19 protein-coding genes and 2 pseudogenes are annotated in these 25,020 nt (G+C 50.1%); 6 read left to right on the forward strand and 15 right to left on the reverse strand.

Annotated features, from left to right (window positions below):
* A pseudogene (locus tag ACLTD4_RS10520) lies at nt 1–601 on the reverse strand (iron ABC transporter permease); the annotation flags it as partial.
* Between the two features lie 106 nt (nt 602–707).
* Nucleotides 708–2,114, reverse strand: a complete 1,407-nt coding sequence (locus ACLTD4_RS10525) for a hypothetical protein (RefSeq protein ID WP_390472330.1) — start codon at nt 2,112–2,114, stop codon at nt 708–710.
* 510 nt (nt 2,115–2,624) lie between these two features.
* Between ACLTD4_RS10525 and ACLTD4_RS10530 the strand changes: the two genes are divergently transcribed.
* The 3 genes from ACLTD4_RS10530 to ACLTD4_RS10540 all read left to right on the forward strand — a co-directional run bounded on the left by ACLTD4_RS10530 (nt 2,625) and on the right by ACLTD4_RS10540 (nt 4,503).
* On the forward strand, nt 2,625–2,777 hold the full coding sequence (locus tag ACLTD4_RS10530; RefSeq protein ID WP_181988562.1) for a hypothetical protein: 153 nt from the start codon (nt 2,625–2,627) through the stop codon (nt 2,775–2,777).
* A gap of 80 nt (nt 2,778–2,857) precedes the next feature.
* Nucleotides 2,858–4,318, forward strand: coding sequence for an IS1182 family transposase (locus ACLTD4_RS10535; protein WP_412331301.1), 1,461 nt, complete (start codon nt 2,858–2,860; stop codon nt 4,316–4,318).
* Nucleotides 4,319–4,380: 62 nt separating this feature from the next.
* Nucleotides 4,381–4,503, forward strand: coding sequence for a hypothetical protein (locus ACLTD4_RS10540; RefSeq protein ID WP_270467481.1), 123 nt, complete (start codon nt 4,381–4,383; stop codon nt 4,501–4,503).
* Nucleotides 4,504–4,529: 26 nt separating this feature from the next.
* On the opposite strand, the gene ACLTD4_RS10545 is transcribed toward ACLTD4_RS10540, so the two are convergent.
* From ACLTD4_RS10545 to yicI, 5 genes are all read right to left on the reverse strand, one after another.
* Nucleotides 4,530–5,294: a response regulator transcription factor gene (locus ACLTD4_RS10545; RefSeq protein ID WP_117623490.1), complete on the reverse strand. Its 765-nt coding sequence runs from the start codon at nt 5,292–5,294 to the stop codon at nt 4,530–4,532.
* Between the two features lies 1 nt (nt 5,295).
* Nucleotides 5,296–7,041, reverse strand: a complete 1,746-nt coding sequence (locus tag ACLTD4_RS10550) for a histidine kinase (protein ID WP_117623491.1) — start codon at nt 7,039–7,041, stop codon at nt 5,296–5,298.
* 12 nt (nt 7,042–7,053) lie between these two features.
* The gene (locus ACLTD4_RS10555; protein ID WP_117623492.1) at nt 7,054–8,145 is read right to left on the reverse strand and encodes an ABC transporter substrate-binding protein; all 1,092 of its coding nucleotides are present in this window, start codon (nt 8,143–8,145) and stop codon (nt 7,054–7,056) included.
* A 165-nt stretch (nt 8,146–8,310) separates the two neighbouring features.
* Nucleotides 8,311–9,336, reverse strand: a complete 1,026-nt coding sequence (locus ACLTD4_RS10560; protein ID WP_117623493.1) for a hypothetical protein — start codon at nt 9,334–9,336, stop codon at nt 8,311–8,313.
* A gap of 88 nt (nt 9,337–9,424) precedes the next feature.
* Entirely contained in the window at nt 9,425–11,677 is a 2,253-nt protein-coding gene (gene yicI, locus ACLTD4_RS10565) for an alpha-xylosidase (RefSeq protein ID WP_117623494.1), read from the reverse strand.
* 307 nt (nt 11,678–11,984) lie between these two features.
* Here yicI and carB point away from each other — a divergent pair, with 307 nt between their 5' ends.
* The gene (gene carB / locus ACLTD4_RS10570; RefSeq protein WP_117623495.1) at nt 11,985–15,212 is read left to right on the forward strand and encodes a carbamoyl-phosphate synthase large subunit; all 3,228 of its coding nucleotides are present in this window, start codon (nt 11,985–11,987) and stop codon (nt 15,210–15,212) included.
* Nucleotides 15,213–15,382: 170 nt separating this feature from the next.
* Here carB and ACLTD4_RS10575 read toward each other — a convergent pair whose 3' ends face one another.
* Nucleotides 15,383–16,894 carry a catalase gene (locus ACLTD4_RS10575; protein WP_117623496.1) on the reverse strand — a complete coding sequence of 504 codons (1,512 nt, stop codon included), beginning with the start codon at nt 16,892–16,894 and terminating at the stop codon, nt 15,383–15,385.
* 128 nt (nt 16,895–17,022) lie between these two features.
* Nucleotides 17,023–17,454 carry a GNAT family N-acetyltransferase gene (locus tag ACLTD4_RS10580; RefSeq protein ID WP_117623497.1) on the reverse strand — a complete coding sequence of 144 codons (432 nt, stop codon included), beginning with the start codon at nt 17,452–17,454 and terminating at the stop codon, nt 17,023–17,025.
* Between the two features lie 298 nt (nt 17,455–17,752).
* On the opposite strand from ACLTD4_RS10580, the gene tdh reads away from it, so the two are divergent.
* Both tdh and ACLTD4_RS10590 read left to right on the forward strand, forming a co-directional pair.
* A complete protein-coding gene (gene tdh / locus ACLTD4_RS10585) occupies nt 17,753–18,805 on the forward strand; it encodes an L-threonine 3-dehydrogenase (protein ID WP_117623498.1) in 1,053 nt (350 codons plus the stop codon).
* A gap of 19 nt (nt 18,806–18,824) precedes the next feature.
* Nucleotides 18,825–20,019, forward strand: a pseudogene (locus ACLTD4_RS10590) (glycine C-acetyltransferase).
* 108 nt (nt 20,020–20,127) lie between these two features.
* On the opposite strand, the gene ACLTD4_RS10595 reads toward ACLTD4_RS10590, so the two are convergent.
* The 6 genes from ACLTD4_RS10595 to ACLTD4_RS10620 all read right to left on the reverse strand — a co-directional run bounded on the left by ACLTD4_RS10595 (nt 20,128) and on the right by ACLTD4_RS10620 (nt 24,808).
* Nucleotides 20,128–20,865, reverse strand: a complete 738-nt coding sequence (locus ACLTD4_RS10595) for a DUF3169 family protein (protein ID WP_117623500.1) — start codon at nt 20,863–20,865, stop codon at nt 20,128–20,130.
* Nucleotides 20,862–21,074, reverse strand: a complete 213-nt coding sequence (locus ACLTD4_RS10600) for a helix-turn-helix transcriptional regulator (RefSeq protein WP_025530979.1) — start codon at nt 21,072–21,074, stop codon at nt 20,862–20,864. The genes ACLTD4_RS10595 and ACLTD4_RS10600 overlap by 4 nt, the downstream gene beginning before the upstream one ends.
* Before the next feature lie 297 nt (nt 21,075–21,371).
* On the reverse strand, nt 21,372–22,562 hold the full coding sequence (gene bioA, locus ACLTD4_RS10605) for an adenosylmethionine--8-amino-7-oxononanoate transaminase (RefSeq protein WP_117623501.1): 1,191 nt from the start codon (nt 22,560–22,562) through the stop codon (nt 21,372–21,374).
* Complete coding sequence (gene bioD, locus ACLTD4_RS10610) at nt 22,559–23,263, reverse strand: dethiobiotin synthase (RefSeq protein ID WP_117623502.1); 705 nt, start codon at nt 23,261–23,263, stop codon at nt 22,559–22,561. Before bioD ends, bioA begins: the two co-directional genes overlap by 4 nt.
* Nucleotides 23,256–24,224, reverse strand: a complete 969-nt coding sequence (gene bioB, locus ACLTD4_RS10615) for a biotin synthase BioB (protein WP_117623503.1) — start codon at nt 24,222–24,224, stop codon at nt 23,256–23,258. Before bioB ends, bioD begins: the two co-directional genes overlap by 8 nt.
* Complete coding sequence (locus ACLTD4_RS10620) at nt 24,221–24,808, reverse strand: biotin transporter BioY (protein WP_117623504.1); 588 nt, start codon at nt 24,806–24,808, stop codon at nt 24,221–24,223. The genes bioB and ACLTD4_RS10620 overlap by 4 nt, the downstream gene beginning before the upstream one ends.
* Between the last annotated feature and the right edge of the window lie 212 nt (nt 24,809–25,020).

Genomic DNA, 25,020 nt, shown 5'->3' on the forward strand with positions numbered 1-25,020 from the left:
TCAGAATATAGGCGAATGGCGCGTAGTGAAGGCCCAGGACGACCGCACTGGGAAAGAGTCCCTGGCATACCCATTTGGGCGCCAGAATCCCGAACAGCGAAGCCAGAAGTCCATTGGAGGTTCCCACGACTGCATTGCTGTTAAATAAGTTCTGCCATACGACCGCCAGTGTCCACTGAGGCATGATGTATGGGAAAATGAAGATGGAGCTTAAATACTTCTTGAATTTTAAATTGGTCCTCGTGACAAGGAATGCGAACACGCCGCCATAGAGAATCGAGATAAGACAGGTCAATACCGCTAAAAGCAGCGTATTCCATAACGGTTTCCACAGATTCGTTCTGGCCAGCCGGCTGGTAAATAAGTCAACATAGTTGACAATTGTATAGCCAGATGCCTTTCCCGTTAAATGGGCATCGATGGTTCCCGGATGGATCATGAGCGTATCCTTCACAATTGCCACGATTGGTGCAACCGTTGTAAAAGTCAGCACAATGCCGAACAACAGAAGGATGACATTCTGCGGTTTGGAAAAGTATGTCTTGATCTTATTAAGCACGATGACCTTATTGTTTGACTTACGATTAACTGTCTGGTCCATAACTAACTCCTTATAAAATGGGCTGCCGCATTAAGAACAGCCTTAATGCGGCACACCCGTTATCTCATTGCTGCGGTGACCCGCTTAAGCTTCTGCGAGTGATCGTTTACTGAGCAGAATCGCTGTATTTTGTCAGCAGCTCAATCCAGCTTCCTACTGTAAAGGATACGTCCGCACAGTATTCCGGATCTTCCAGAACCAGTTCGCCGTCAGTGGTCCACCACTCATATCCTCTGTCGTTCTTGCTGTCGAATTCATTCTCGCCCTTGTCATTGTAGCCGCCCTTGCTGTGGCCGTAGATCTTTTCTGTCTCTTCCATAACCTTCGGGTTAGAGGAGTAACCTCCCATATCTTTGCCCCATGCGGAGAATCCGTCTGCCGTGTTGGTCATATAGGCGATGAATGCACAGGAGGTCCACGGAAGCGGGCTGTTATTGGTCAGGAATAAGTAATGGCAGTAGCCGTAGCCGCCGATGCCCTTGTAGCCATCCTGGTAGGCTGCAACTTTAATATTGTTGACGGATACTTCCGAAGATTCCTCAACGGAACGAAGCTTTGAATATACGAGAAGTCCGCACTGGTCTGTAGCAGTCTTGGATACCAGGGTGTTGCAGATCGGGCCGTCATCGGTCTGCTCATTGTAATTTTCTACCCAGAGCTTGATCCATGCCAGGGCGTAGGCGCCATTTTCACCGAGTCCCAAATCTTCGGCATCGGTTGCCATCTCATCGACCACTGGCTTGAAATACGCCTGTTTGCTGCTGTCTAATGCATCATATGCCTCTTTTAACCATCCGGCGTACTTATCTTCTGTCAGCATGTATAAGAAGTTCTTTCCTACAACCTCTGAATCAATGTCCATGTATAACGGGTGAACGCCTTCTGCCACGAAATCCCAGCAGTTATTGAATTCCGCATTTCCGGTGGAATTGTACATGAATACCTTGTTCAGTGTCTGTAATGGAAGGAATCCTGTGTAAGCGTCTGCTGTAGTGCCGTTGGCATCTGCCCATTCCTTCGGAATAAAGGTCTTTAAAATACCGGTCTGAACCATCTTGGATTCGATCTGGTTGCCATCCTGGATCAGAGTCATGGCGAATGTTCCGGAAGACTTCAAAGAGTCAGCCGACAGCTGTTCGAAGATTTTATTATTCTTCGGCTGCTGCCACTCATATTCCATGGTATAGGAAGGATCGATGGACTGTAAGTATTCGATGAACAGCGGTAAAGCGGTCTTTCCACGGCTGGAGTTGCCAACTCCGTAGAAGGTCTTTCCGTTGGACTCTTCGATTGCCTTCTTTGCCAGCTCTTCCATGCTCATGGACTCGGCTTCTTTAATGATCTTTTCCACTTCCGAAAGATTTGCGTCGTCCACTTTCGGTTCCTCTGCCTTTGCGTCGGTCTCGGGGGCCTTTGTCTCCTCCCCCTTCGCGGCCTCTGTCTGAGCCGCTGGTGCTGCGGTCGTTGGATCCGCCGCCTTAGAACCGCATCCGGCAAGTGTTGCCGCCAACATGGTACTGATTAGAACTGCTGATAAAATTTGTTTTTTCACTTCTTACTCCTCCTTCTTATTTCCTGCCTTTTCGATGCTGCAGCATCATCTGATGTAATTATTATATCTGGTCTCTTCGTCATTTTGAACTGGACAATACTGTTATTCCTTTGTGTATTCTGATATTTTTGTATGTCTTTCCTGCTATCCCATCAAAATTATTATATATATTGTACACTACATAGACATAACAGCTTAATACGGCTGTGTATAGTGGCGGTTTTTACCGGTTTTAACTGTTTTTGTACTGCACTTTTATTTATACCGTTTATTATTTATGCCGTTTGAGAAAAGGACATACCTGTAAACATCGTTGGGTTTAAAGGTTATTATGCGCTAATGCGGTTACGCTTAAATACTGCCATACTTTTCGAAATCCCCCGCTTATGCTATACTTGATACAATACAGAAACAATCTCCCCAACATTTATTTCCAATCATTATATCCACATGAAAAGGAGCCGTCATCCCATGAAACATTATATCATTGTAAAATTTTCTGAAACCGTCAAAGAGAAAGAAGCCCTGTATCCCGAAATAGAAGTCCTGTTTAAAAAGGCAGAAAAAATAGAAGGTATACACCAGGTATCCTTCTATCCAGACTGTAGACAACTAGCCTCCTAATAGGAGGCGGTTGTCTTTTTTCTTTCACTCAGGATTTCGATGTAGTATAATAGTACTATACGAAAGTGAGGTTTTTTCTTATGATGGGGAAAAAAGATTATTCAGAACGTTCTCAGGTACAGATTGCAAGCCTGGATGACCTCGTCCCTTCCGGTCATCTGGTTCGAAAGCTGGAGGAAGCCATTGATTTAAGCTTTATTTATGACGAGGTTAAAGATCTCTACAAACCTTATGGCAGGGAAAGCATTGATCCCGTTGTATTAATGAAAATCGTGATCCTCCAATACGTGTTTGGCATCCCTTCCATGCGCAAAACAATCAAAGAGATTGAAGTGAATCTTGCTTACCGCTGGTATCTGGGATACGGCCTGTATGAGGATATCCCTCATTTCTCTACCTTTGGGAAGAACTATACCAGACGCTTTAAGGATACGGATCTTTTTCAAAAGATATTCTCCCGGATTCTAATGGAGGTGGATGCCTGTGGTTTCCTGGATACGGAAAGTCTTTTTATTGATGGTACCCACATCAAAGCCAGTGCAAACCCTCATAAATATCAGAATGAAACCATGGAAAAAGAAGCCCGATGTTACGAAAAGGAGCTGCAGGAGGAAATAGAGAAGGACAGGCTGGAACACGGGAAAAAGCCATTGAAAGAAAAAGAGTCCACGCCAGAGACCATAAACAAAAAGGTCAGCACTACCGATCCCGACAGTGGCTGGTTCCACAAAGGGGAACACAAGCAGGTGTTTGCTTATGCAGCCAATACCTGCTGTGATAAAAATAATTATGTCATAGATTTTGAAGTGACAGCAGGGAATGTCCACGACAGCGTATCCTTTTGGGAACTGTACCGGAAAGTAAGCGAACGGGTAAAATATCCTAAATACTATGTAATGGATGCAGGCTATAAGATACCAGCAATCGCAAGAACGCTAATCGAGGAAGGAAAGGTTCCGGTTATGCCCTATAAACGTCCAATGACAAAGAAAGGGTATTTTCGAAAAAGCGATTATGTATATGATGAATACTTTGACTGTTATTTATGCCCGAATAATCAGATCCTAAAATACAGCACAACAAACCGTGATGGATACCGAGAATACAAAAGCGATGGAAAAAAGTGTAAGGATTGTCCGTACCAAAACCAATGTACAGGAAGCAAAGACCATGTAAAGGTGGTAAGCCGCCATGTATGGGAGGGGTACATGGAAAAGGTGGAGGAAATCCGTCATCAGACAGGGATGAAAGAAATCTATCAGAAACGGAAAGAAACCATCGAACGAGTCTTTGCAGACGGAAAAGAAAAACATGGAATGAGATATACACAGTACAGAGGATTGGCAAAAGTGACAATGGAGCTGACCCTTTTATTTGCATGTATGAATCTAAAGAAACTGGCAATCTGGAAATGGAGAAAGGGCGGGCTAAGGAAACCCTGTTCTTTTGTCTGTATATTCGAACCAATATATCTCTATATAAAATTCAAAATGGTTCCGGGTGCATCGCACCAGGAACCATTTTGTCTACAGTCTGAATAGAAGGTATACACCAGGTATCCTTCTATCCTTCCGTGATTGATCTGCCTAACCGATACGATTTCATGATTTTAATAGAGCTGGAGCGCGAGGCGCTTGCTGTTTTCGACGCTTCCGATATTCACCGTGACTGGAAAGCAAAGTACGGCAGCTTACTCACTGCCAAGACGATCTTTGACTGCTGCTAAAGCTCCGAATGGCCTTAAGAATAGCCTTAAGAATTCGCAGCCTGGTATTCGGAGGGGGTGACGCCCGCTATTTTCTTAAACGTGCTGGAGAAATAAGTGATATCGCGGTAGCCGACCATCTCTCCCACCTCATACACCTTATAGCGGCAGTTGGTCAGAAGCTTCATCGCCTCCCTGATTCTGCACCGGGTTATATAGGCCATAACCGTGTAATCCGTCTCTTTCTTGAACAGATGGCTTAAGTGTCCTTCGCTGATTCCAAGAGATTCGGCGATCGTTCCCACACTTAAGTCACTGTCATTGTAATGCTCGGTTATGTAGGCGATTGCCTCTTTGATATACCGGCTCTTATCACCCGTCTTGATTCCGGGAGAAAGAATCTTTGACTCCTCCTGACGTTCCTTTTCTTCCCGTTCTTTTACCAGCTTATCGCGCACCCTGCTGACTGCGTACTCCAGTTCGCCATCCTCAAACGGTTTCAGTAAATAATCGAAAGCCAGCAGCTTTAACGCGTTTCTGGCGTATTCGAATTCGCTGTAGGCGGTCAGAAAGATGACAGAGACATGGTTTCCCTCCTCCCGAAGGACTCTTAGCATCTCGATCCCATCCATCTTCGGCATCCGGATATCGGAGATGATCAGATCCGGGTTGTATTTGCGGCACGCCTCCAGGCCCTCGAGGCCATTGGCCGCCTCTCCGGCCACCATGCAGTCTAAGGACGCCCAGTCCGTCTCCATGACAATTCCTTTTCTCACAAATACCTCATCATCAATTACCAATACCTTAAGCATCTCATAACTCCTCTCCCTGTCTGACCGGAATCATGATGGTCACCTTCGTGCCTCCTTCTTCCGGCCTGCAGACCGACAGCCCATACTCTGCACCGTAGTGCAGCCGGATAATCGTATCCACATTGTAAAAACCGATATGTCCCAGCCGGAGCAGATCTTCCTCTCCGCCCTCTGACGGTACGCCCGCTCCTGCTGTCCGATTATTTAAATGGTTCAGTACCTCGTCGCTGATTCCGCAGCCATCATCCATCACCTCTATAAAGAGCCGCTCCTCCTTCGAAAACGCCCTGACGAGGATATGGCCTTCCTCACAGTCTCTCAGCCCGTGTATCATGGCGTTTTCCACAATTGGCTGAACGACCAGTTTCGGAACCACACAGTCCGCAAGCTCCTGCGGAAGCTCGTAATCGAAACAGAATTTCCCCTGAAAACGGATCTTTTGTATCTCCGCGTAGCAGTCAACAAGCTCCAGTTCCTCCTTAAGAGTGATAAACTGGGCGTTGGATATGCTGGTCCGCAGAATCTTCGCCAGCTTTGCCGCCAGGGTGGCGATCTCCGGGATGTGGTTCGCCTTGGCGACCCATTTCATCGTATCCAGTGTATTGTACAGGAAATGGGGATTCAGCTGGGCCTGCATCATTGCGATCTGTACTTCGTTCAGCTTCTTCTGCTGGCTGACCTGCATTTCCATATAGGTCTTCAACTCCGACGCCATGGTGTTGAAGCTGCCGGACAGCTGGCCAAACTCATCATTCCTCGTGGAAATGACCCTCGCGTCGAGATTTCCGTTCTGCACCTCGTGCATGGCCTCATTCAGGCTCTGGATCGGACGCGACAGATGGTTGCTCATTTTAGCAGCCACCGCCACACAAAGCATCAGACTGGCGGCCGTCATGACGATCAGTACGCTGTACATGGATTTCGTCGTGTCAGCCGTAAATACCTTCGGCCGCAGAAAGACGCTGTAGAGTCCCGTCCCGCCGATCTCAGAAATATAGATGCTGTTATTATGAAATGGCTCATCAACTGCCGCGCCCGCCATCAGGCGGTGCCTCAGAACCGTCCCGATCTCCTCACGGACCGCGGTTCCCGTACTGTAGACCGTTTCCCAGAAGCTGTTTAAGATACAGACGCCATCCTGGCTGCCGTAAGTTCCGCCCAGGATCTTTTCAAAATTGGAGCCATTGATACTCACAAGAACATACCCCACGCTGCTGTCTTCGGAATCCAGGATGGGACGGGCGGCCCGCAGAAGAATATTGGACGATCCTGAATATTCCTTCTCACGCCGTACGGTCATCTCGTCCGGGTGGGCCTCCGCCACCTTTAAGATTCCCCAGTAAACCGGAAGCTGGGTGTGAAACATGCCTGCGCCGGTAGAGTAGAGGCAGACGCCTTCTTCTGAGTAGAGATCAAACTGAGCCATCTCCCGCAGGCTGGCAGTCTCCTCGTACAGCTTCGCATAGACCGCGCTTCTGCCCCGGTTGCCGGATTCCCTGATGGAAGCTGCAATCTCCGGCTCTTCACTCAGATGCAGCGTAACCTCGTCGATGGTCTGAAACAGGGTGGTCAGCTTTTCTTCCATGACAGCCGCCTGTTCCATATCTTTTTTCTGGTAGTCGCGTTCCAGTTTCACTTTGAACATCTGAATCAGGAAGATACAGCTGAGGACCAGAGGAAGCAGCGCGACGGCCACAAAGCTTACGAGAAGTTCCCGTTTAAACGATTTTTTGATAAAGTTCCACATGGCGATTCCTCTCTACCGGATCAGTTCCGACCACAGCGCCAGGATCTCATCCTGATGCGCGCTGGCCCATTCGAGATCAAAATCCATGATCTTCATGTCTTCACCGGCCGTTTTCATCTGTAAATCCTTCCTCACTGTCCTGCGGCAGAACTGGTCCATAATCAGATTCTGGACATCGTCGCTGACCGTAAAATCAATGAACAGCTTCGCATTGTCCTCATGGGGAGCCCCCTTGACCAGGGCACAGCCATCCGGCACGGTGCTGGTGCCTTCCTCCGGATAAATCATGGTGATATCCGCCCCTTTGGCTATCCGCTTTTTTGCTGTCTCCTCCAGTGTGATCCCGACGAGATGAATTCCCGTACTGACCTCATCCACGACCTCCCCGGAACCGGCTGAGACCTTTCCATCCAGCGCGGATACAAAGTCCTCCATCAGCTTCCGCTCGTCCATGTCAAGCACCTGAATCATGGTAGCGAGAGCCGTATAGCTGGTACCCGATTTTCCAGGCGCCGCAAATGCGATTTTCCCCCGCCACTCGTCATCTAAAAAGTCCTTCCAGCTGTGAGGCGCCGCCTCCGCACTTACCAGCTTGTTGTTGTAGATAAACACGATAGGAAGCTCCGTAAACGCGGTCCAGCTGTCATCCGGAGACAAATACCTGTCGTCCAGTTTATCGCTCAGCTTGCACCGGTACGGCTCAAAATACTCCCGGTAAGCCTCATAGCTTTCCACTCCGCCTCCGAACATGATGTCACACGTCTGCTGTCCCGATTCCTGGCCGATGGCCTCTAAAAGCTCGGTGGAACCGCCGTCCCTCACCTCGACCCATATGCCGGTCCGCTCTTCGAACTCCCTGATAATAGGGCCGTATACTTCCTCTTTATGGGAGGTGTATACGATCAGCTTTTTGTCTTCGCTGACTCCGTAACCATCCGCCTGCCGTCTGGCCTCGGTTCCTGCCGCGGCCGCGGGACCGGTTTCTTCTGTTTTGCTGCATCCATATAAAACGGCGGACAGCAGGATCAACAGGGCCATACATATCATGGTCCTGACAGCCTGCTTCCGCCGAATTTGTTTTTCCGATCTGATAAACTCGTTCATAAGTCCCTCCCCCTGGAGCATCACTTTTTCCATTATACCATCTTAGGGAGAGATTTCCAATATGGACTCATACTCTTATTTAACTGACTTTATTCTATCATGTTCTATCCAGGCTGTCGATATCCTGGCAGTATACAGGCGCGGGCGATCGACTGAGAGGCGGATTTACGAGATCCACGCCCCGTCGCTCCCCACATAATACCCATCCGGCGTCGTAGTATTTGCGAGCATCGCTCCGCTGTCGCTTAAGTAGTACCATTTGGCGTTCCACTGGACCCAGCCGGTTACCATATAGCCGGTCTCATTAAAATAGTACCAGACGTTGTCGATGTACTGCCAGTTGCTCACAGTATAGCTCCGGTCTGCGTTGCAGTACCACCAGCCGATGTCATCCTTTAACCAGGCCCCGCTACCGGCCGTAGCCCCCGGACCGCTGGCGCCCGAGCTGCTGCCTGAGCTGCTTCCATCGGAGTTGTCATCGGAGCTGCTGTTGGAACTGATTTCAGCGGCTTCTGCGGAGGTCACATACCAGGACTCCGACTCCTTCCAGCTTCCCTTGTTTGAAGAATTGTAGACTCCGCGCACCTGGAAGGTGTAATATCCGCCTTTCGTTATGTAGCTGCCGAAGTGGTAGCTGGTTTTGGTCGTGGTAATGACGGAGGTGACGGCGGTGCTTCCCCTGTAAAGGCGGATCTCATACTTTTTAGCTTCCTCATTTTCATTCCAGTAGGCGGTCCCATCCTCCGCATCCCAGTCCAGGCCGTCTACATCCAGATCGTACTCGCTCTCTCCTTCCAGTACCTCCAGGGTGATCGAGACGACGAGAGTGCTGCTGGTACGGCTCACCGAAGTGACCGTGCCGTCATTTCCGGTTAAGTTGACGTCTCCCTTCGAAAAACCGGAGGCAAAGTAGTAATCATCGGCCGCCTCCAGAGTTACCTTGATCTTCGGCTTGTCTCCGTCCTCCCACTCGTCGGAAGGTTCATTCTTTATCTCCACCTCTTCCACATAATACTTGCTGGAAATTGTGGAGACCGACACATCTGCTCCGCTGCTTCCGACTTCAATATCCGAGGCGATCCGAAGGGATACGCCGCTTATCTTCGTACTCGTGGCCGCCATGGCTGTAAATGGACTGGTCATCAGTACTGCCGCCAGGAAAAAAGCTGTCACTCTTTGCACAATACGCATATAGGTTCCTCCTCTTTCTGTTCTGTAATAAAAGTACCACAGAAAGCTGAAATATACCTGAAAGAGACAGAAAAGGTACTGGCTGTATTTAACCGCAGACTACAGAAAGCAGTTCCTTCCCCAGAACTTCATACGTATAATTGCCGTTTCCGCCATTTACAGAGAGAGAGATTCTGTTTCCTTCTCTCCGTGCGCAGGCCGTCATCACGGTTTTTCCGGACAGGTCCGTCACAGCCGATGCAGCCTCCATACCAGCCTCCGGCAGATATAGAAGAAATTTCACCCCTTCTGCGTAGTCGTAATCAGGCTTTTCGCTGTTTGCGCCCACTGCGATCACACTTCCGGGACGGACCATAAGCGGCAGGGAGAAGTAATCGTGGGTCTCCTTCTGCCAGCATCCGCCTGTCACGGTTTGACCGGTCAGCAGGTTTACCCAGGTTCCTTCCGGCAGATAGTATTCCACCTTCCCGGATTCCTTAAAGACCGGAGCCACTAACAGAGAATCGCCCAGCATATACTGTTTATCCAGCGTCTCGCAGGCGCGGTCGCCCGGAAATTCCACGAACATCGGCCGCATCATCGGAATGCCTTCCTTGTGAGCCTTTACCGCCTGAAGGTAAAGATACGGCATCAGTGCACATTTCAGCTTAACGAATTTCCGAAGCACACGGCACGCCTCCTCGTCGAAGAGCCACGGAACCCGGTAGGAGGAGGACCCGTGAAGGCGGCTGTGGGAACTCAGGAGGCCAAACTGGCACCATCTTTTGTAGATGTCGGCCGGCGCCGTATTCTCGAAGCCGCTGATATCGTGGCTCCAGAAGCCGAATCCCGCGCATGCCAGAGAGAGGCCGCTGCGGATAGTCTCCGCCATGGAAGAATACGCCGCGGAACAGTCGCCGCCCCAGTGTGCGGGAAACTGCTGGCCGCCCACCGTCGCGGACCGTGCAAATACTACTGCTTCCCCGGTTCCGCGCTCCCGTTCCAGAAGTTCAAAGACCGCCCGATTATAAAGGTATGTGTAATAATTATGCATCTTCACCGGATCGGAGCCGTCAAAATATGCAATATCCTTTACTGGAATCCGCTCACCGAAATCTGTTTTGAAGCAGTCTACACCCATGTCCAGAAGCGTCTTCAGCTTTGCCTGATACCATTCCACTGCGCCGGGATTTGTGAAATCCACCAGTCCCATTCCGGCCTGCCACATATCCGTCTGCCACACGTCCCCGTTTGTCTTTTTCATCAGGTATCCCAGCCTCATCCCTTCCTCGAATAGCGGGGACTTCTGTCCGATATAGGGATTGATCCACACACAGATTTTCAAGCCTCTGTCGTGATAGCGCCGCAGCATGCCTTCCGGATCCGGAAATGTCTTCGGGTCCCAGGTAAAATTGCACCACTCATACGCCTCCATCCAGTAACAGTCAAAGTGAAAGACGTGCAGGGGAATGTCCCGGTCCGCCATACCGTCAATAAATCCGGAGGTCGTCGTCTCGTCGTAATTGGTTGTGAAGGAGGTGGTGAGCCACAGGCCGAAGGACCAGGCCGGCGGCAGAGCCGGCCGGCCGGTCAGCTCCGTATATTTGGAAATGGTCCCTTTGGGCGTGGAGCCGTTGATCACACAGTAATCCAGGCGTTCACCTTCTACGGAGAACTGTATACGCTCCACCTTCTCGCTGGCAATCTCATAGGCGGCATCCCCTTCGTTTTCTAAAAGCACGCCATATCCTTTGTTGGTAATGTAAAACGGAATGTTTTTATATGTAATCTCACTGGCCGTTCCGCCGTCTTCATTCCACATCTCAACAGACTGTCCATTTTTTATGAATGGGGTGTAGCGTTCTCCCAGCCCGTAGACATACTCGTCCACGTCGAGGGCCAGCTGTTCCACCATGTAGCATTTTCCGGTCTCCCGGTTTGTCATGTGAGCCATATTCCGAAATCCGGTACTTGTCAGTTCCCTGTCGCCATCCAGAAAATGGATCCCCCAGGAATTGGGCCTCTTGTCGATTACCGCGGTCGTTCGTCCGCTTCTGTAACGGATCTCCTCATCGGTCTCCTCGACTACGGTGTGAGGCGATGTCCCGTAAATCCTGGCAAAGGGACCGCGGCAGACCGTTCCGTCGAAATGGCGGACCGACACCCGGATGACATCCTCCATCGGGCTGGTCAGCCGGATCGTCAGCATGCCCAGATTCAGACAGTCGCCGCGGTCTGCTATGTGTTTTCCCGGCGCATAGACGATCAGTTCGTTATCGTTCCGTCTGCTGTCCGCATACTCCACCGCATAAAGCGGTGTAATCTCCTTTTTTATACACCAGTACCCTTCTGTAAACTTCATCGTGTCCCTCCTGAAACGGCGTCCCGTTTTCTCTTTCATTTTCTTTTATTATAAGTAATTATAAGCACCGAATATAAATACGGGAAGGTTGAAAATTTACCCACCCCAAAAGGGAAAAATATGCATTATTTTTGCCAATTATTGAAAAAAATACTTTCAAACTGAGCCGCCTTATACTAGAATAGACTGAAGAGAAACCACCCGGACTCAAAAGCGGTTTCTTCCTGTCCCTGGCGGACTGAATTATGAAACTATGGATGAGTCTACATTTGTAACAGTTCAGACATTTTACAAGGAGGACATTATTATGTCACAGAGAACGGATATTCACAAAGTGCTAATTATCGGTTCCGGCCCGATCATCATCGGTCAGGCATGCGAGTTTGACTACTCCGGTACTCAGGCCTGCAAAGCGCTTCGGAAACTGGGATACGAAATTGTACTGGTTAATTCCAACCCGGCTACGATTATGACAGACCCGGAGACAGCGGATGTAACTTACATCGAGCCATTGAATGTGGAACGCTTAGAGCAGATTATTGCAAAGGAACGGCCCGATGCCCTGCTTCCCAATCTCGGCGGCCAGTCTGGCTTAAACCTTTGTTCCGAGCTTAATAAAGCAGGAATTCTGGAAAAATATAACGTAGAGGTTATCGGTGTACAGGTGGATGCCATCGAACGCGGCGAGGACCGTGTCGAATTCAAGAAGGCCATGAATGAACTCGGGATCGAGATGGCGCGCAGCGAGGTGGCTTACAGTGTGGACGAGGCGCTGAAGATCGCGGACCAGCTGGGCTACCCGGTTGTTCTGCGCCCGGCTTATACCATGGGAGGCGCCGGCGGCGGTCTCGTATACAACAGGGATGAGCTTCAGACTGTCTGCGCCAGAGGCTTACAGGCCAGCCTGGTAGGCCAGGTTCTGGTAGAGGAATCCATTCTCGGATGGGAGGAACTGGAGCTGGAGATCGTCCGCGACAGGGAAGGACGTATGATCACCGTCTGCTTTATTGAAAATATAGATCCGTTAGGCGTTCATACGGGAGATTCCTTCTGTTCCGCCCCCATGCTGACCATCTCTGAAGAATGCCAGAAGCGCCTTCAGGAACAGGCCTACCGAATTGTGGAATCGGTGCAGGTGATCGGCGGCACCAACGTACAGTTTGCCCATGATCCTGTTTCTGACCGCATTATTGTCATTGAAATCAATCCGCGTACCTCCCGCTCCTCCGCGCTGGCTTCCAAGGCCACCGGCTTCCCCATCGCCCTTGTGTCCGCCATGCTGGCTACCGGCCTGACCTTAAAGGACATTCCGTGCGGAAAGTACGGCACCCTGGATCAATACGTGCCGGATGGCGATTATGTGGTGATCAAGTTTGCCCGCTGGGCATTTGAAAAGTTTAAAGGCGTGGAGGACAAGCTGGGAACCCAGATGCGTGCCGTCGGCGAGGTTATGAGTGTCGGCAAGACCTATAAGGAAGCCTTCCAGAAGGCGATCCGCAGCCTGGAGACGGGACGTTTCGGTCTGGGCCATGCGAAGGATTTCGATACGTACACGAAAGAACAGCTACTCCACATGCTGATTACCCCTTCCAGCGAACGCCATTTCATCATGTATGAGGCACTGAGAAAAGGCGCTTCTGTGGAAGAAATCCATGAGATTACCAAGGTTAAGGCCTGGTTTATCGAGCAGATGAAGGATCTGGTTGAGGAGGAGGAAGCACTCCTCGCGTGCAGAGGCGGACTCCCGTCTGACGAGATGCTCACCACTGCTAAAAAAGACGGTTTCTCCGACAAATACTTAAGCCAGCTGCTCCAGATTCCGGAGGAAACCATTCGCAGCCGCCGTATCGCCATCGGTGTGGAGGAAGCGTGGGAAGGCATTCACGTAAGCGGTACTGAGGACAGCGCTTACTACTACTCCACCTATAACGCGCCGGATCAGAACCCGGTCAGCACAGCCAGGCCGAAGATCATGATCCTGGGCGGCGGTCCCAACCGGATCGGCCAGGGCATAGAATTCGATTACTGCTGTGTACACGCCTCTCTCGCTCTTAAGAAGTTGGGCTTTGAGACCATCATCGTCAACTGTAATCCGGAGACCGTATCCACCGATTACGATACCTCGGACAAGCTGTATTTCGAGCCGCTGACGCTGGAGGACGTGCTGAGTATTTATAAGAAGGAACAGCCGGCAGGCGTGATCGCCCAGTTCGGCGGCCAGACACCGTTAAATCTTGCGGCGGATTTGGAAAAGAACGGCGTGAAGATTTTGGGAACACCGCCTTCTGTCATCGATCTCGCCGAGGACCGCGATTTATTCCGGGCCATGATGGAGAAACTGGAGATTCCGATGCCTGAGTCCGGTATGGCAGTGAGCGTGGAAGAAGCGCTGGCAATCGCGGCAAAGATTGGCTATCCGGTGATGGTTCGTCCTTCCTACGTACTGGGTGGACGCGGCATGGAGGTCGTCTACGACGACGAGAGCATGACCGGTTACATGAAGGCCGCAGTCGGAGTGACTCCTGACCGTCCGATTCTTATCGACCGTTTCTTAAATCACGCGATGGAATGTGAGGCAGACGCCATCAGCGACGGCACCCATGCGTTTGTGCCCGCAGTCATGGAACACATCGAGCTGGCCGGCGTTCACTCCGGTGACTCCGCCTGCATCATTCCGTCCGTACAGATTTCTCCGGAAAATGTGGAGACCATCAAAGAGTACACCCGCAAAATCGCGGAAGAGATGCACGTGGTCGGTCTGATGAATATGCAGTACGCCATTGAAAATGATAAAGTATACGTTCTGGAGGCCAACCCGCGCGCTTCCCGTACCGTACCGCTGGTATCAAAGGTCTGCAACATCCGTATGGTGCCGCTGGCTACCGATATCATCACCTCCGAACTGACTGGACGTCCGTCCCCTGTGCCGACGTTAAAGGAACAGACAATTCCGAACTACGGCGTAAAAGAAGCGGTATTCCCGTTCAATATGTTCCAGGAGGTAGACCCGATCTTAGGGCCGGAGATGCGTTCTACCGGAGAAGTGCTGGGACTCTCTCACTCTTACGGCGAAGCGTTCTATAAGGCTCAGGAGGCGACACAGAACAAACTGCCGCTGGAAGGAACTGTACTTATTTCCGTCAACCGAAAGGATAAGGCGGAGGTCGTGGACGTTGCGAGAAGCTTCTTTGAGGATGGATTTAAGATCGTGGCAACCGGCAATACCTGCGAACTCATCCAGGCCGCCGGAATCCCGGCGACTCGCGTCAACAAGCTCTACGAAGGACGCCCCAACATCCTGGATATGATCACCAACGGACAGATCCAGTTGATCGTCAACTCCCCGGTTGGAAAAGACAGCATCCATGATGACAGTTATTTGAGAAAGGCCGCCATTAAGGGAAAAGTTCCGTACATGACCACCATAGCCGCCGCCAAAGCAACGGCCAGCGGCATCCGGTATGTGAAGGAACACGGACAGGGAGAGGTTCATTCCCTCCAGTCTCTTCACAGCGAGATCAGGGATAAAGAATAACCTTACTTTTCTAATGTAAAAATCCAAAAGCACCGATAACGGTTGAAATCAATCGTTATCGGTGCTTTTATGTTTCATCGGAAAAATTGTTTAAATTGGAAAACTGTGTGCCTCGCTTTTCCGGTTTCACCATGTCTTCCACTATGGAGGAACCGTCTCTTCTCTGTATATCAGTTTAACGTAGCCTGAATCAGCTTCTCATGGCTGTGAGGCTTCGCCAGTTCCAGAACGCGGTTTAAGTCAAGGCCCATGGCCTCCGTGATTCGGATCCCATACTCTTCATCGGCCCAGTAGCAATGAACGGCATGGCGGTATTTGATATTCTCCGTAACTGGAGCAATATTTCTTGCGGTGTTGCCGATCAGCAGCTCCCGCTTGTCCTCTTTCAGAACTCTCCACAGGTCGCCGCCTGCCCGGAAGCAGTCGTCTGTAGGATCGTCCTGGGGATCGTAGGCATACATCGCCCCGGATAAATCCAGCGGCGGTTCCATGACGTCAGGCTGAGCCGCCCAGTCTCCCATGCTGTTCGGTGAATAGGCGGGAGCGCCGCCGTAATTGCCGTCCGTCCGCATGAGTCCGTCTCTATGGTAATCGTGAACCTCGACCTTGGGACGATTGACCGGAATCTGATTGTAGTTGATGCCAAGACGGTATCTCTGCGCGTCGCCGTAGACAAATAAACGGCCCTGCAGGAACTTATCCGGTGAAAAACCGATTCCGGGAACGACATGGGCCGGTGTAAACGCGGACTGCTCGACTTCTGCGAAATAGTTTTCCGGATTGCGGTTTAACTCCAGCACGCCCACCTTCTGAAGCGGGAATTCCTTATGACGCCAGATCTTTGTGATATCAAACGGATTTTCATAATGATTCCTCGCCTGTTCCTCTGTCATAATCTGGACATACATAGTCCAGCGCGGATATTCACCCTTTACGATCGACTCATACAAATCACGGCCATGGCTCTCCCTGTCTTTTGCAATCAGCGCCCCGGCCTCTTCGTCCGTCAGGTTTTTAATCCCCTGCTGGGTAATAAAATGGAATTTGCACCAGAATCGCTCATTGTCTTTATTGTAAAAACTAAAGGTATGTTCTCCATAGAGATTCATATGACGGAAAGACGCGGGAATTCCGCGGTCAGACATCACAACGGTCGTCTGATGGAACGTCTCCGGCAGCAGCGTCCAGAAATCCCAGTTGTTCTGCGCAGAGCGCATGCCGGTCTGAGGATCGCGCTTTACCGCACGGTTCAAATCCGGGAAATTATGGACATCACGGAGGAAGAAGGTTGGTGTATTATTTCCGACCAGATCCCAGTTTCCTTCTTCTGTATAAAACTTGATCGCCACGCCGCGGATATCGCGCTCTGCGTCAGCCGCGCCCCGTTCCCCCGCTACCGTTGAAAAACGTACAAAAAGATCTGTTTTTGTGCCCTTCTGCAGCACCTTTGCCTTCGTAAAAGCGGAGATATCCTCGGTACATTCAAAGGTCCCATAAGCGCCCCAGCCCTTGGCATGCATACGCCTCTCAGGAATTACTTCTCTGTCAAAATGTGCTAATTTCTCCATAAGCCAGACATCCTGCATCATGACAGGGCCTCTCGGACCCGCAGTCAGCGAATGCTCATTCTCAGCGACAGGTGCTCCTACTTCATTGGTTAGTTTTTTCGCTTTTGTATCCATAAGTACCTCCTTCTTTCATAATTTTATTATATTCCTACATTTCCCAAAAGTCAAAATATATTTGTATACATTGTATATACACACGCCTCCGTATGTGATATATAATTGTCAAATTGCACAATGCCCCTTTATAATTTCAAAATCATCTTCTGACAGGGATAATCAAATACAACGAGTTCCTCCGCATCTGTAAACCCGCAGGAATGGTAACATGCCCGCGCTGCGATTCCCTTTGGATCACCGTCCTGAAACGTAACGACAGAGACCTGATCGCCGGCTTTAAAGCACTCTGCCATCTTTCGAATCAGCCCTTTTGCCACCCCATTTTTCCGATAATCCGGATGGGCCGCCAGAAACGTGAGTTCTTTTCCCGCCTTTGTGAATAGAATCAGACCTGCCGACGTGCCGTTCCTGTCGTCTATGAAAGCCTCGTTCTTACCGATTGCCTCACTGAGTGCCGCCAGAAAATCCTCTTCCTTATATCCGGCGAAATCATCTTTCACCAATTCCATCATAGACAGAATCATTTCTTTATCTTCCTGTAGTACGTATCTTACCATAGTCCCTCCTTCTGCCTGCCAATCCTCTGTATTACTACACAGTAGTTTAACACAGGCGACCGTCAGCGGCAACAGATAATTGAGCCGGGAAGCGCTCAGGATTCCATCGGGACTCCCAAGTGTATGCCAGAAAAAAACAATCGTTCGTGTTCGTGATACAAATACACTTCTTTCAAAAATGTCCGCCCAATACGGAATATTTTTCTTGCTATTTGTCCTGCCGCCCCTTATAATGTAGGTATCAGATACACGGAAACAGTATTTTTCCATAATCAAGCAGTGTAAAGGGGGTAATATCATGCAGGAACAAACCATGTGGGCATTGACGAAAAAGAAACCTGAGGAAGGGCTCTGGATGGAGCGCGTGCCGGTTCCGGCCGTTGGACCGAATGATGTAAAAATCAAGATTCATAAGACGGCCATCTGCGGTACGGACGTACACATCTATCAATGGAATGACTGGGCACAGCACACCATTCCGATCGGCCTGACCGCAGGCCACGAATATGTGGGCGAGATCGTGGAGACAGGCGCGGGCGTAACCGGACATCAGGTGGGGGATCTGGTATCCGGTGAAGGCCATATCACCTGCGGTAAGTGTAGGAACTGTCTGGAAGGCCATAAGGAAAACTGCCGGGATGCAAAAGGAGTCGGTGTAAACCGGAACGGAGCGTTTGCGGAATATCTGGTGATTCCGTCCTCCAACGTGTGGCCCTGTAATCCGAATATTCCGGAGGAGCTCTACTCCATCTTCGATCCGTTCGGCAACGCCACCCATACAGCGCTCTCCTACGACCTTCTGGGCGAGGACGTCCTGATTGCCGGGGCAGGCCCTATCGGTATCATGGCTGCGGCCATCGCAAAATTCTGCGGGGCGCGCCATGTGGTCGTGACGGATTTAAACGATTACCGGCTGGATCTGGCGAAGAAGCTGGGGGCTACAAGAACGGTCAACTTAAGAAAAGAGACGCTGGCCGATGTAATGAAATCCATCGGAATGACGGAAGGCTTTGACGTGGGCATGGAGATGTCCGGAAGTCCTGCCGGTCTTTCTGATATGATCCATAACATGAAGCACGGCGGTAAGATTGCGCTGTTGGGACTCCAGGGACGGGAAACCACGGTTGACTTAGAGACCGTTATATTCAATGGCCTGAATCTTCGCGGTATTTACGGCAGAAAGGTCTGGGATACCTGGTATAAGATGACCACCATGGTTCAGGCCGGTCTGGATATATCGCCGATCATTACTCACCGGTTTGATATACGCGATTACGAAAAGGGATTTGAAGCTATGATTTCCGGACAGTCGGGCAAAGTAATTCTGGACTGGTCCCATATCAATGATTAAAGAAAAAGGAGATTTGAAAATGGCACGCAAAAACGATATTTTAAGTATTTATACGAAAGAAGTGGAAGACATCAGGGAAGCCGGCCTGTTTAAGGGAGAGGCACCGATTGCTTCCGCCCAGGGCGCCCGCGTAAAGCTGGAGGATGGCAGGGAAGTCATCAACATGTGCGCGAACAACTATCTTGGCCTTGGCGACAACCAGAGACTGATCGATGCCGCAAAGAGAACGTACGACAACCGGGGCTACGGCATGGCTTCTGTCCGTTTCATCTGCGGAACCCAGGACATTCATAAGGAACTGGAAGCAAAGATTTCCAATTTTCTTGGAACAGATGATACGATTCTTTACTCCTCTGCTAATGCCAATGGCAGCCTGTTCGAGACGATTCTCACAGAGAACGATGCGGTTATCGGCGACGAGCTGAACCACGCTTCCATCATCGACGGCGTACGGCTCTGCAAGGCCAAACAGTATCGTTACAAAAATAATGACATGGCTGATCTGGAAGAAGCTTCAGAGGCGGACACTGCCGGAGCAAGAATCAAGCTGATCGCCACAGACGGCGTTTTTCTCCATGAATGGAATTATCTGCAACTTAAAGGGTGTCTGTGATCTGGCAGACCAGTACCATGCGCTGGTCATGGTGGATGACAGCCACGCGGTAGGCTTCATCGGAAAGCACGGCCGCGGAACGGCGGAATACAACGGCGTGGAAGGCCGCGTGGATATTATCACTGGTACTCTCGGCAAGGCCCTGGGCGGAGCGTCAGGCGGATACACCTCCGGGCGCAGGGAAATCATCGATCTGCTTCGTCAGAGAAGCCGTCCATACTTATTCTCCAACACTCTGGCCCCTGCGATCGTCGGCGCCAGCTTAGAGCTGTTTGACATGCTGGAGGAAAGCACGGAGCTGCGGGATCATCTTGAGGAAACCACCGCATACTACAGAAAGCAGCTGACGGACAACGGATTCGATATCATTCCGGGAAACCACCCTTGCGTGCCGGTCATGTTGTATGATGAAAAACTGGCTGGAGAATTTGCAAAGAGAATGATGGCAAAGGGTGTCTATGTCGTGGCTTTCTCGTTCCCGGTCGTACCAAAGGGGAAGGCGAGAATCCGCACCCAGGTATGCGCAAGCCATACAAAAGAAGACATTGATTTTATTGTAAAATGCTTCATGGAAGTTCGGGAAGAAATGGGCCTTAAGTAACGCGGATATTCTGTCTGCAGCCGTAAGGATATAAGGAAAAGGAAGTGATTTCGTCAAATCACTTCCTTTTCCTTATATCATGCCCTCATATCATGTAAAATTACAATCCTATTCCCGCAATCCTTTTCCTTCTCTCAAGGAATAGATCCCATAGGAAATGCTTTGAATCAACATGATCAGGCCTAACAGCAGGATCGGCATACTGCCTGTTCCCATGTTTATCTTTCCTATAAATGCAATCACAAGTCCAAACAAAAGTGAATGTCTCGTTATCTGAAATACCTTGTAGCCGCAGCGGTAAATCTGCAGCCGTTCCGCTTCATCACAGCTTTCTTCCCATGTCCTCAAAAAGGAAAAATCCGCAGGATCTCCCTTTTTCAGTGGATTCGTCTTTTTCACCTGTTTAATAACCGCTATTTCCACACAGACCATGGAGATTGTGGATACTAAAAATACGACCACAGACAAAAGCGCAAACGTGTTTCTCTTATCAAATCCTATGCCGAATGCCATAAACTGAATGACCAAATTGACATTGGTAAGAGTCAAAACAGTATTCTGAGCGTTGCCTACCTTTTTCTCCGTTACGCCTTCCTCATCGGAATCCATAAGGGGGGACCACTTTTTCGCCTTGTTCATCAAAACCAGGGAGCAGCCTCCCAGCACCAGCCAGACTATCAGCTGAATCCATAAGGCAGACCGCACCGCTCCCGCATACAGCAGTTCTGCCAGGGATACAGCCCCCCTTTTAGCAAACATGATGGATCCGGCTCCAAGCACTGCTCCGATCGCTGCCCCTGACAAAGTCCACAGCATTAATTTTAAATATGAATTTTTCACTTTCATTTTGTCTCCTCCTCTTCATACGCAAAAATGTCTTCCACTGTCACGGACAGAATCCGTGCCAGCTTAAGCGCCAATGTCACCGAGGGGGAGTAATCGCCCCGCTCAATTAAGCTGATCGTCTGCCTGGATACACCTGCCAGATTCCCCAACTCCGCCTGATTCACGCCGAGCCTTGCCCGGTGTTCCTTCAACCTGTTATATAAAGGCATAGTTCTCCTTTCCACATGACAATTACCATTTGCATTTTGACAACTATTCTTGTCACCTTAGTATAGAATTGACAACTTTCTTTGTCAACATATTTTGACAACAATATTTGTCAGCCAACAACTGCATTTAAGGAACATATCCCGTTATCAATGAATCAGGGACATGCAAAATGGGCTGACGGTTAAATATATTTTTTAACCATCAGCCCATCTCTTTTATCAGATTACCGTTTTATTTATCAGATTACAGGCTTATCCCGTCCGAAAACCTGATCAGTCAGACATGCAATGCCCTGATTAACGCCTCTGAAACCAGGCCTTCATCGTATCCAATACCATTACCAGCTCCGCCTCCTCGATCACATACGGAACCATCGCGTACAGATATCTCAAAAACGGACGGCTGAATACGCCCCGTTCAAATGCGAACTGCTGGTATCCCTCCAATACAGCCGGATCGAAGACCTCCACACAGACGCAGCCACCCATCATGCGCACCTCTTTTATGCGGCTGTCCTCGAAGTCCTCCATCTCTCTCCTGGTAATCGCCGCGATCCGGCTGATTTTCGCCATATAGTCTTCCGACTCGAAAAGTTCAATCGATTTTAGCGCCACACTGCAGGCCAGGGCATTTCCCATAAAAGTAGGGCCATGCATCAGCGCCAGGGAGGGATCATCCCCGTAAAAGCCCTGGTATACCTTGTGGTTCGCAACCGTCACCGCGTGCCCGATATAGCCGCCGGTCAGCGCCTTTCCCAGCACCAGTATATCGGGACATACCAGATCGGCCACAAACCGGTGTCCTGTCCGGCCAAAGCCGGTGGCCACCTCATCGAAGATCAGAAGCACGTCATACTCATCGCACAGCTCTCTGGCCCGCTTTAAGAAAGATATGTCGTACATGAGCATGCCGCCGGCTCCCTGCAGAAGCGGTTCGACGATCAGACAGTTCAGTTCGTCGTGATGGAGGTGAAATGCCTCCTCCAGCGCCGGTATTTCCGTTGGTATATGAATAACATTCTTTTTCTCCCCGAAGGCGAAGTGGTAATCCTCATCGTCCCCTACTTCCATCGCTTTAAAGGTATCGCCGTGGTAAGAATGAGTCAGAGACAGGACTTTCTCCCGTCTGATATTCCGGTTTGTATAGAATTGCAGTGCCATTTTCAGGGCCACCTCCACCGCCACGCTTCCGGAGTCCGAAAAGAAGCAGTAGTCTAAATCTCCCGGCAGCCATTCCTGCAGTTTGGCCGACAGCTTTTCCACCGGTTCATGGGTCAGTCCCCCCAGCATGACATGGGAAAAGCAGTCCGCCTGAGACTTGACCGCCTCGGTCAGCACCGGATGCTTATAACCGTGAATCACGCTCCACCAAGACGATACAGAATCTATCAGTTTCCGGTCCTCCGTATAAAGACAGACCCCCTCCGCGTTGACAATCCTATAAGGAGGTTTCATCGTCTTCATCTGCTGATATGGATACCAGATCATATGGATACCTCCTCTCCCGGCTCATAGAACGACGCCAGCGCCTCTGCCTCCATGGCCAGCTCCGTATCGCCGTCCTTGACACAGGCCAGCACGGTAAGGCCTGTCAGTGATTCACACATGTTCCGATTGTCCTCTTCCATCACATCTCCGGGGTGGAAATGGTTGAAAATAATTCCTTTCACGGGAATATTCCGGGCACGCATGTACCCGGCCGTGAGGACCACATCATTGATTGTGCCGAGCCCCGCGTCTGCGACGATCAGGCAGGCCAGTCCCAGTTCCCGGATCACATCCTCCAGCTGAATCTTTGCTTCGTCGTAACAGAGGGGACAGAGGATGCCGCCGCTGCCCTCCATGGTGACGTATTCATACTTCCGGCCTACGGCTTCGAAGCCCTCTTTCACCACCTGCATCTGCACCGGATTTCCCTCAATCCGCGAGGCAAGGTGAGGAGAAAAGGCATTTTCATAGATGTACGGACACATTTCCTCCAAAGGCTGTCCAATGCCGGAGACTGTCTTTACATACAGCGCATCCCCCGGTATCAGGCTCCCATCTTCCCTGCGTTCATTTCCGCTCATGGCAGCTTTATAGTAGGCGGCGCTGCGTCCGCTCTCATGCAGCTTTTTGACAATCAGACCAGTCACAAACGTTTTTCCGATATCCGTCCCGGTCCCGGTGATAAAGATATTTTTACTCATCGTCCAATTTTACCTCGTATCCAATGTTTTTCAGCAGTTCCATATCCGTCTGTACCGTAATCCCTGCGGTGGTCAGCATATCTCCGCTTATGGCTGCGTTAGCCCCGCTCTTAAAACACATTTTCCCTTTATCCTCCACCAGCCCCCGGCCGCCTGCCAGGCGTATGGAGGCATCCGGGATCAGAAAACGGAATACGGCCGCCGTCCGGCATAATTCTTCGTTGGTGAGAACCGGATTATGTTCATAAGGGGTTCCGGGAATCGGATTCAGCAGATTTACCGGTATCGATTTAACGCCCAGTTCCCTGGCAGTCAGGACCATATCGATGCGATCCTCCATAGTCTCTCCCAGGCCAATAATGCCGCCGGAACAGACGTCAAGTCCGGCTCTTACGGCGGCCTTTAAGGTCTCAATCTTATCGCGGTAGGTGTGCGTGGTGCAGACCTGGGGGAAATAGCGCTCAGACGTCTCCAGATTACAGTGAACCCGTGATGCCCCGGCACGTTTCAGTTTCTCAAACTGCCTTTCTGATAAGAGCCCGAAAGAAACGCATACCAAAATTCCGGTCTGTGCTCTTATTTCGCGTATGCTTTCACAAACTGCATCCACTTCCCGGTCAGAAAGCCTTTTTCCGGAGGTCACAATGGAATAGCGAAGGACGCCCTGTTCCGCGTTATATTTTGCCTGTTCCACAAGCTTTTCCGTTGACAGGAGCTCATATGCCCCGGTGCAGGCGGTTTGGTAATGGACACTCTGGGCGCAGTACTTACAGTCCTCCGAACATCTGCCGCATTTTCCATTGATAATTGTGCACAGGTCAAATGTGCGGCCGCAAAAGCGGGTACGGATTTCATCCGCCGCTTCGGTCAGCTCCTTTAACGGCGCCTCCGCCAGACGCAGCGCTTCTGCCCGATTAATCTGTTCTCCTGCCAATACCCGTTCCTTTAATTCTTCAATCATATTCCCCTCCCCCTCATTTTCCTCATAACAGGCTGAATGCGCTTTACAAGATACGCGGCCAGAACGCACAGACAGAGATCACCCGGAACTGCCAGAATAAAGCAGTACAAAAACAGCGGCCACAGTCCGATCGGCGTATTGATGATGAAATTGCAGATGATATAGTAATAAATCATCCCCACGCCGTAAACGATGAACAGGCCGGTGAAATTTGCGGTCAGCAGCTTTTTAATCGTCAGTGGATACTGCTTTTCAACCATTTTTCCAGTTACATAGCTTGCCAGACAGAAACCGATGATATAACCGAAGCTGGGTTTTAAAAGGTACCAGAACCCGCCCCCTTCCGCAAAAATCGGAAGCCCGGCCAAGCCTAAGATCATATAGAGGGCTACACTGAGCGCTCCGCCCTTTCCGCCTAACAGCAGCCCCGCCAGCATGGTAAACAAAAACTGAAGCGTAAACGGCACCACGGGCACCGGAATTTTGATAAACGCTCCGGCGGCAATCAGCGTTGTAAACATGGCGGTATATGTAAGGTTTATTGCCGAGGTATATTGTAGTTTCTTTTCTGCTCTTTCTGCCATAGTTCCTCCTGTTGCTTTTTTTGATTGTAAACCATAATAAATACTAAGTTTACAATTGTAACAAGATAAATATTACCAATAAATAGTGCAAATGTCAACTTATATAATTATCAAGTTTACATTTATATTATTATTGAGCTTACTACTGTGCCATCAGCAAAAAGCAAAGGTTCACAGGAATAATATTTCTCTTCCTGCCAATATAACCGTAT

It is taken from the genome of Hungatella sp. (assembly GCF_046966825.1).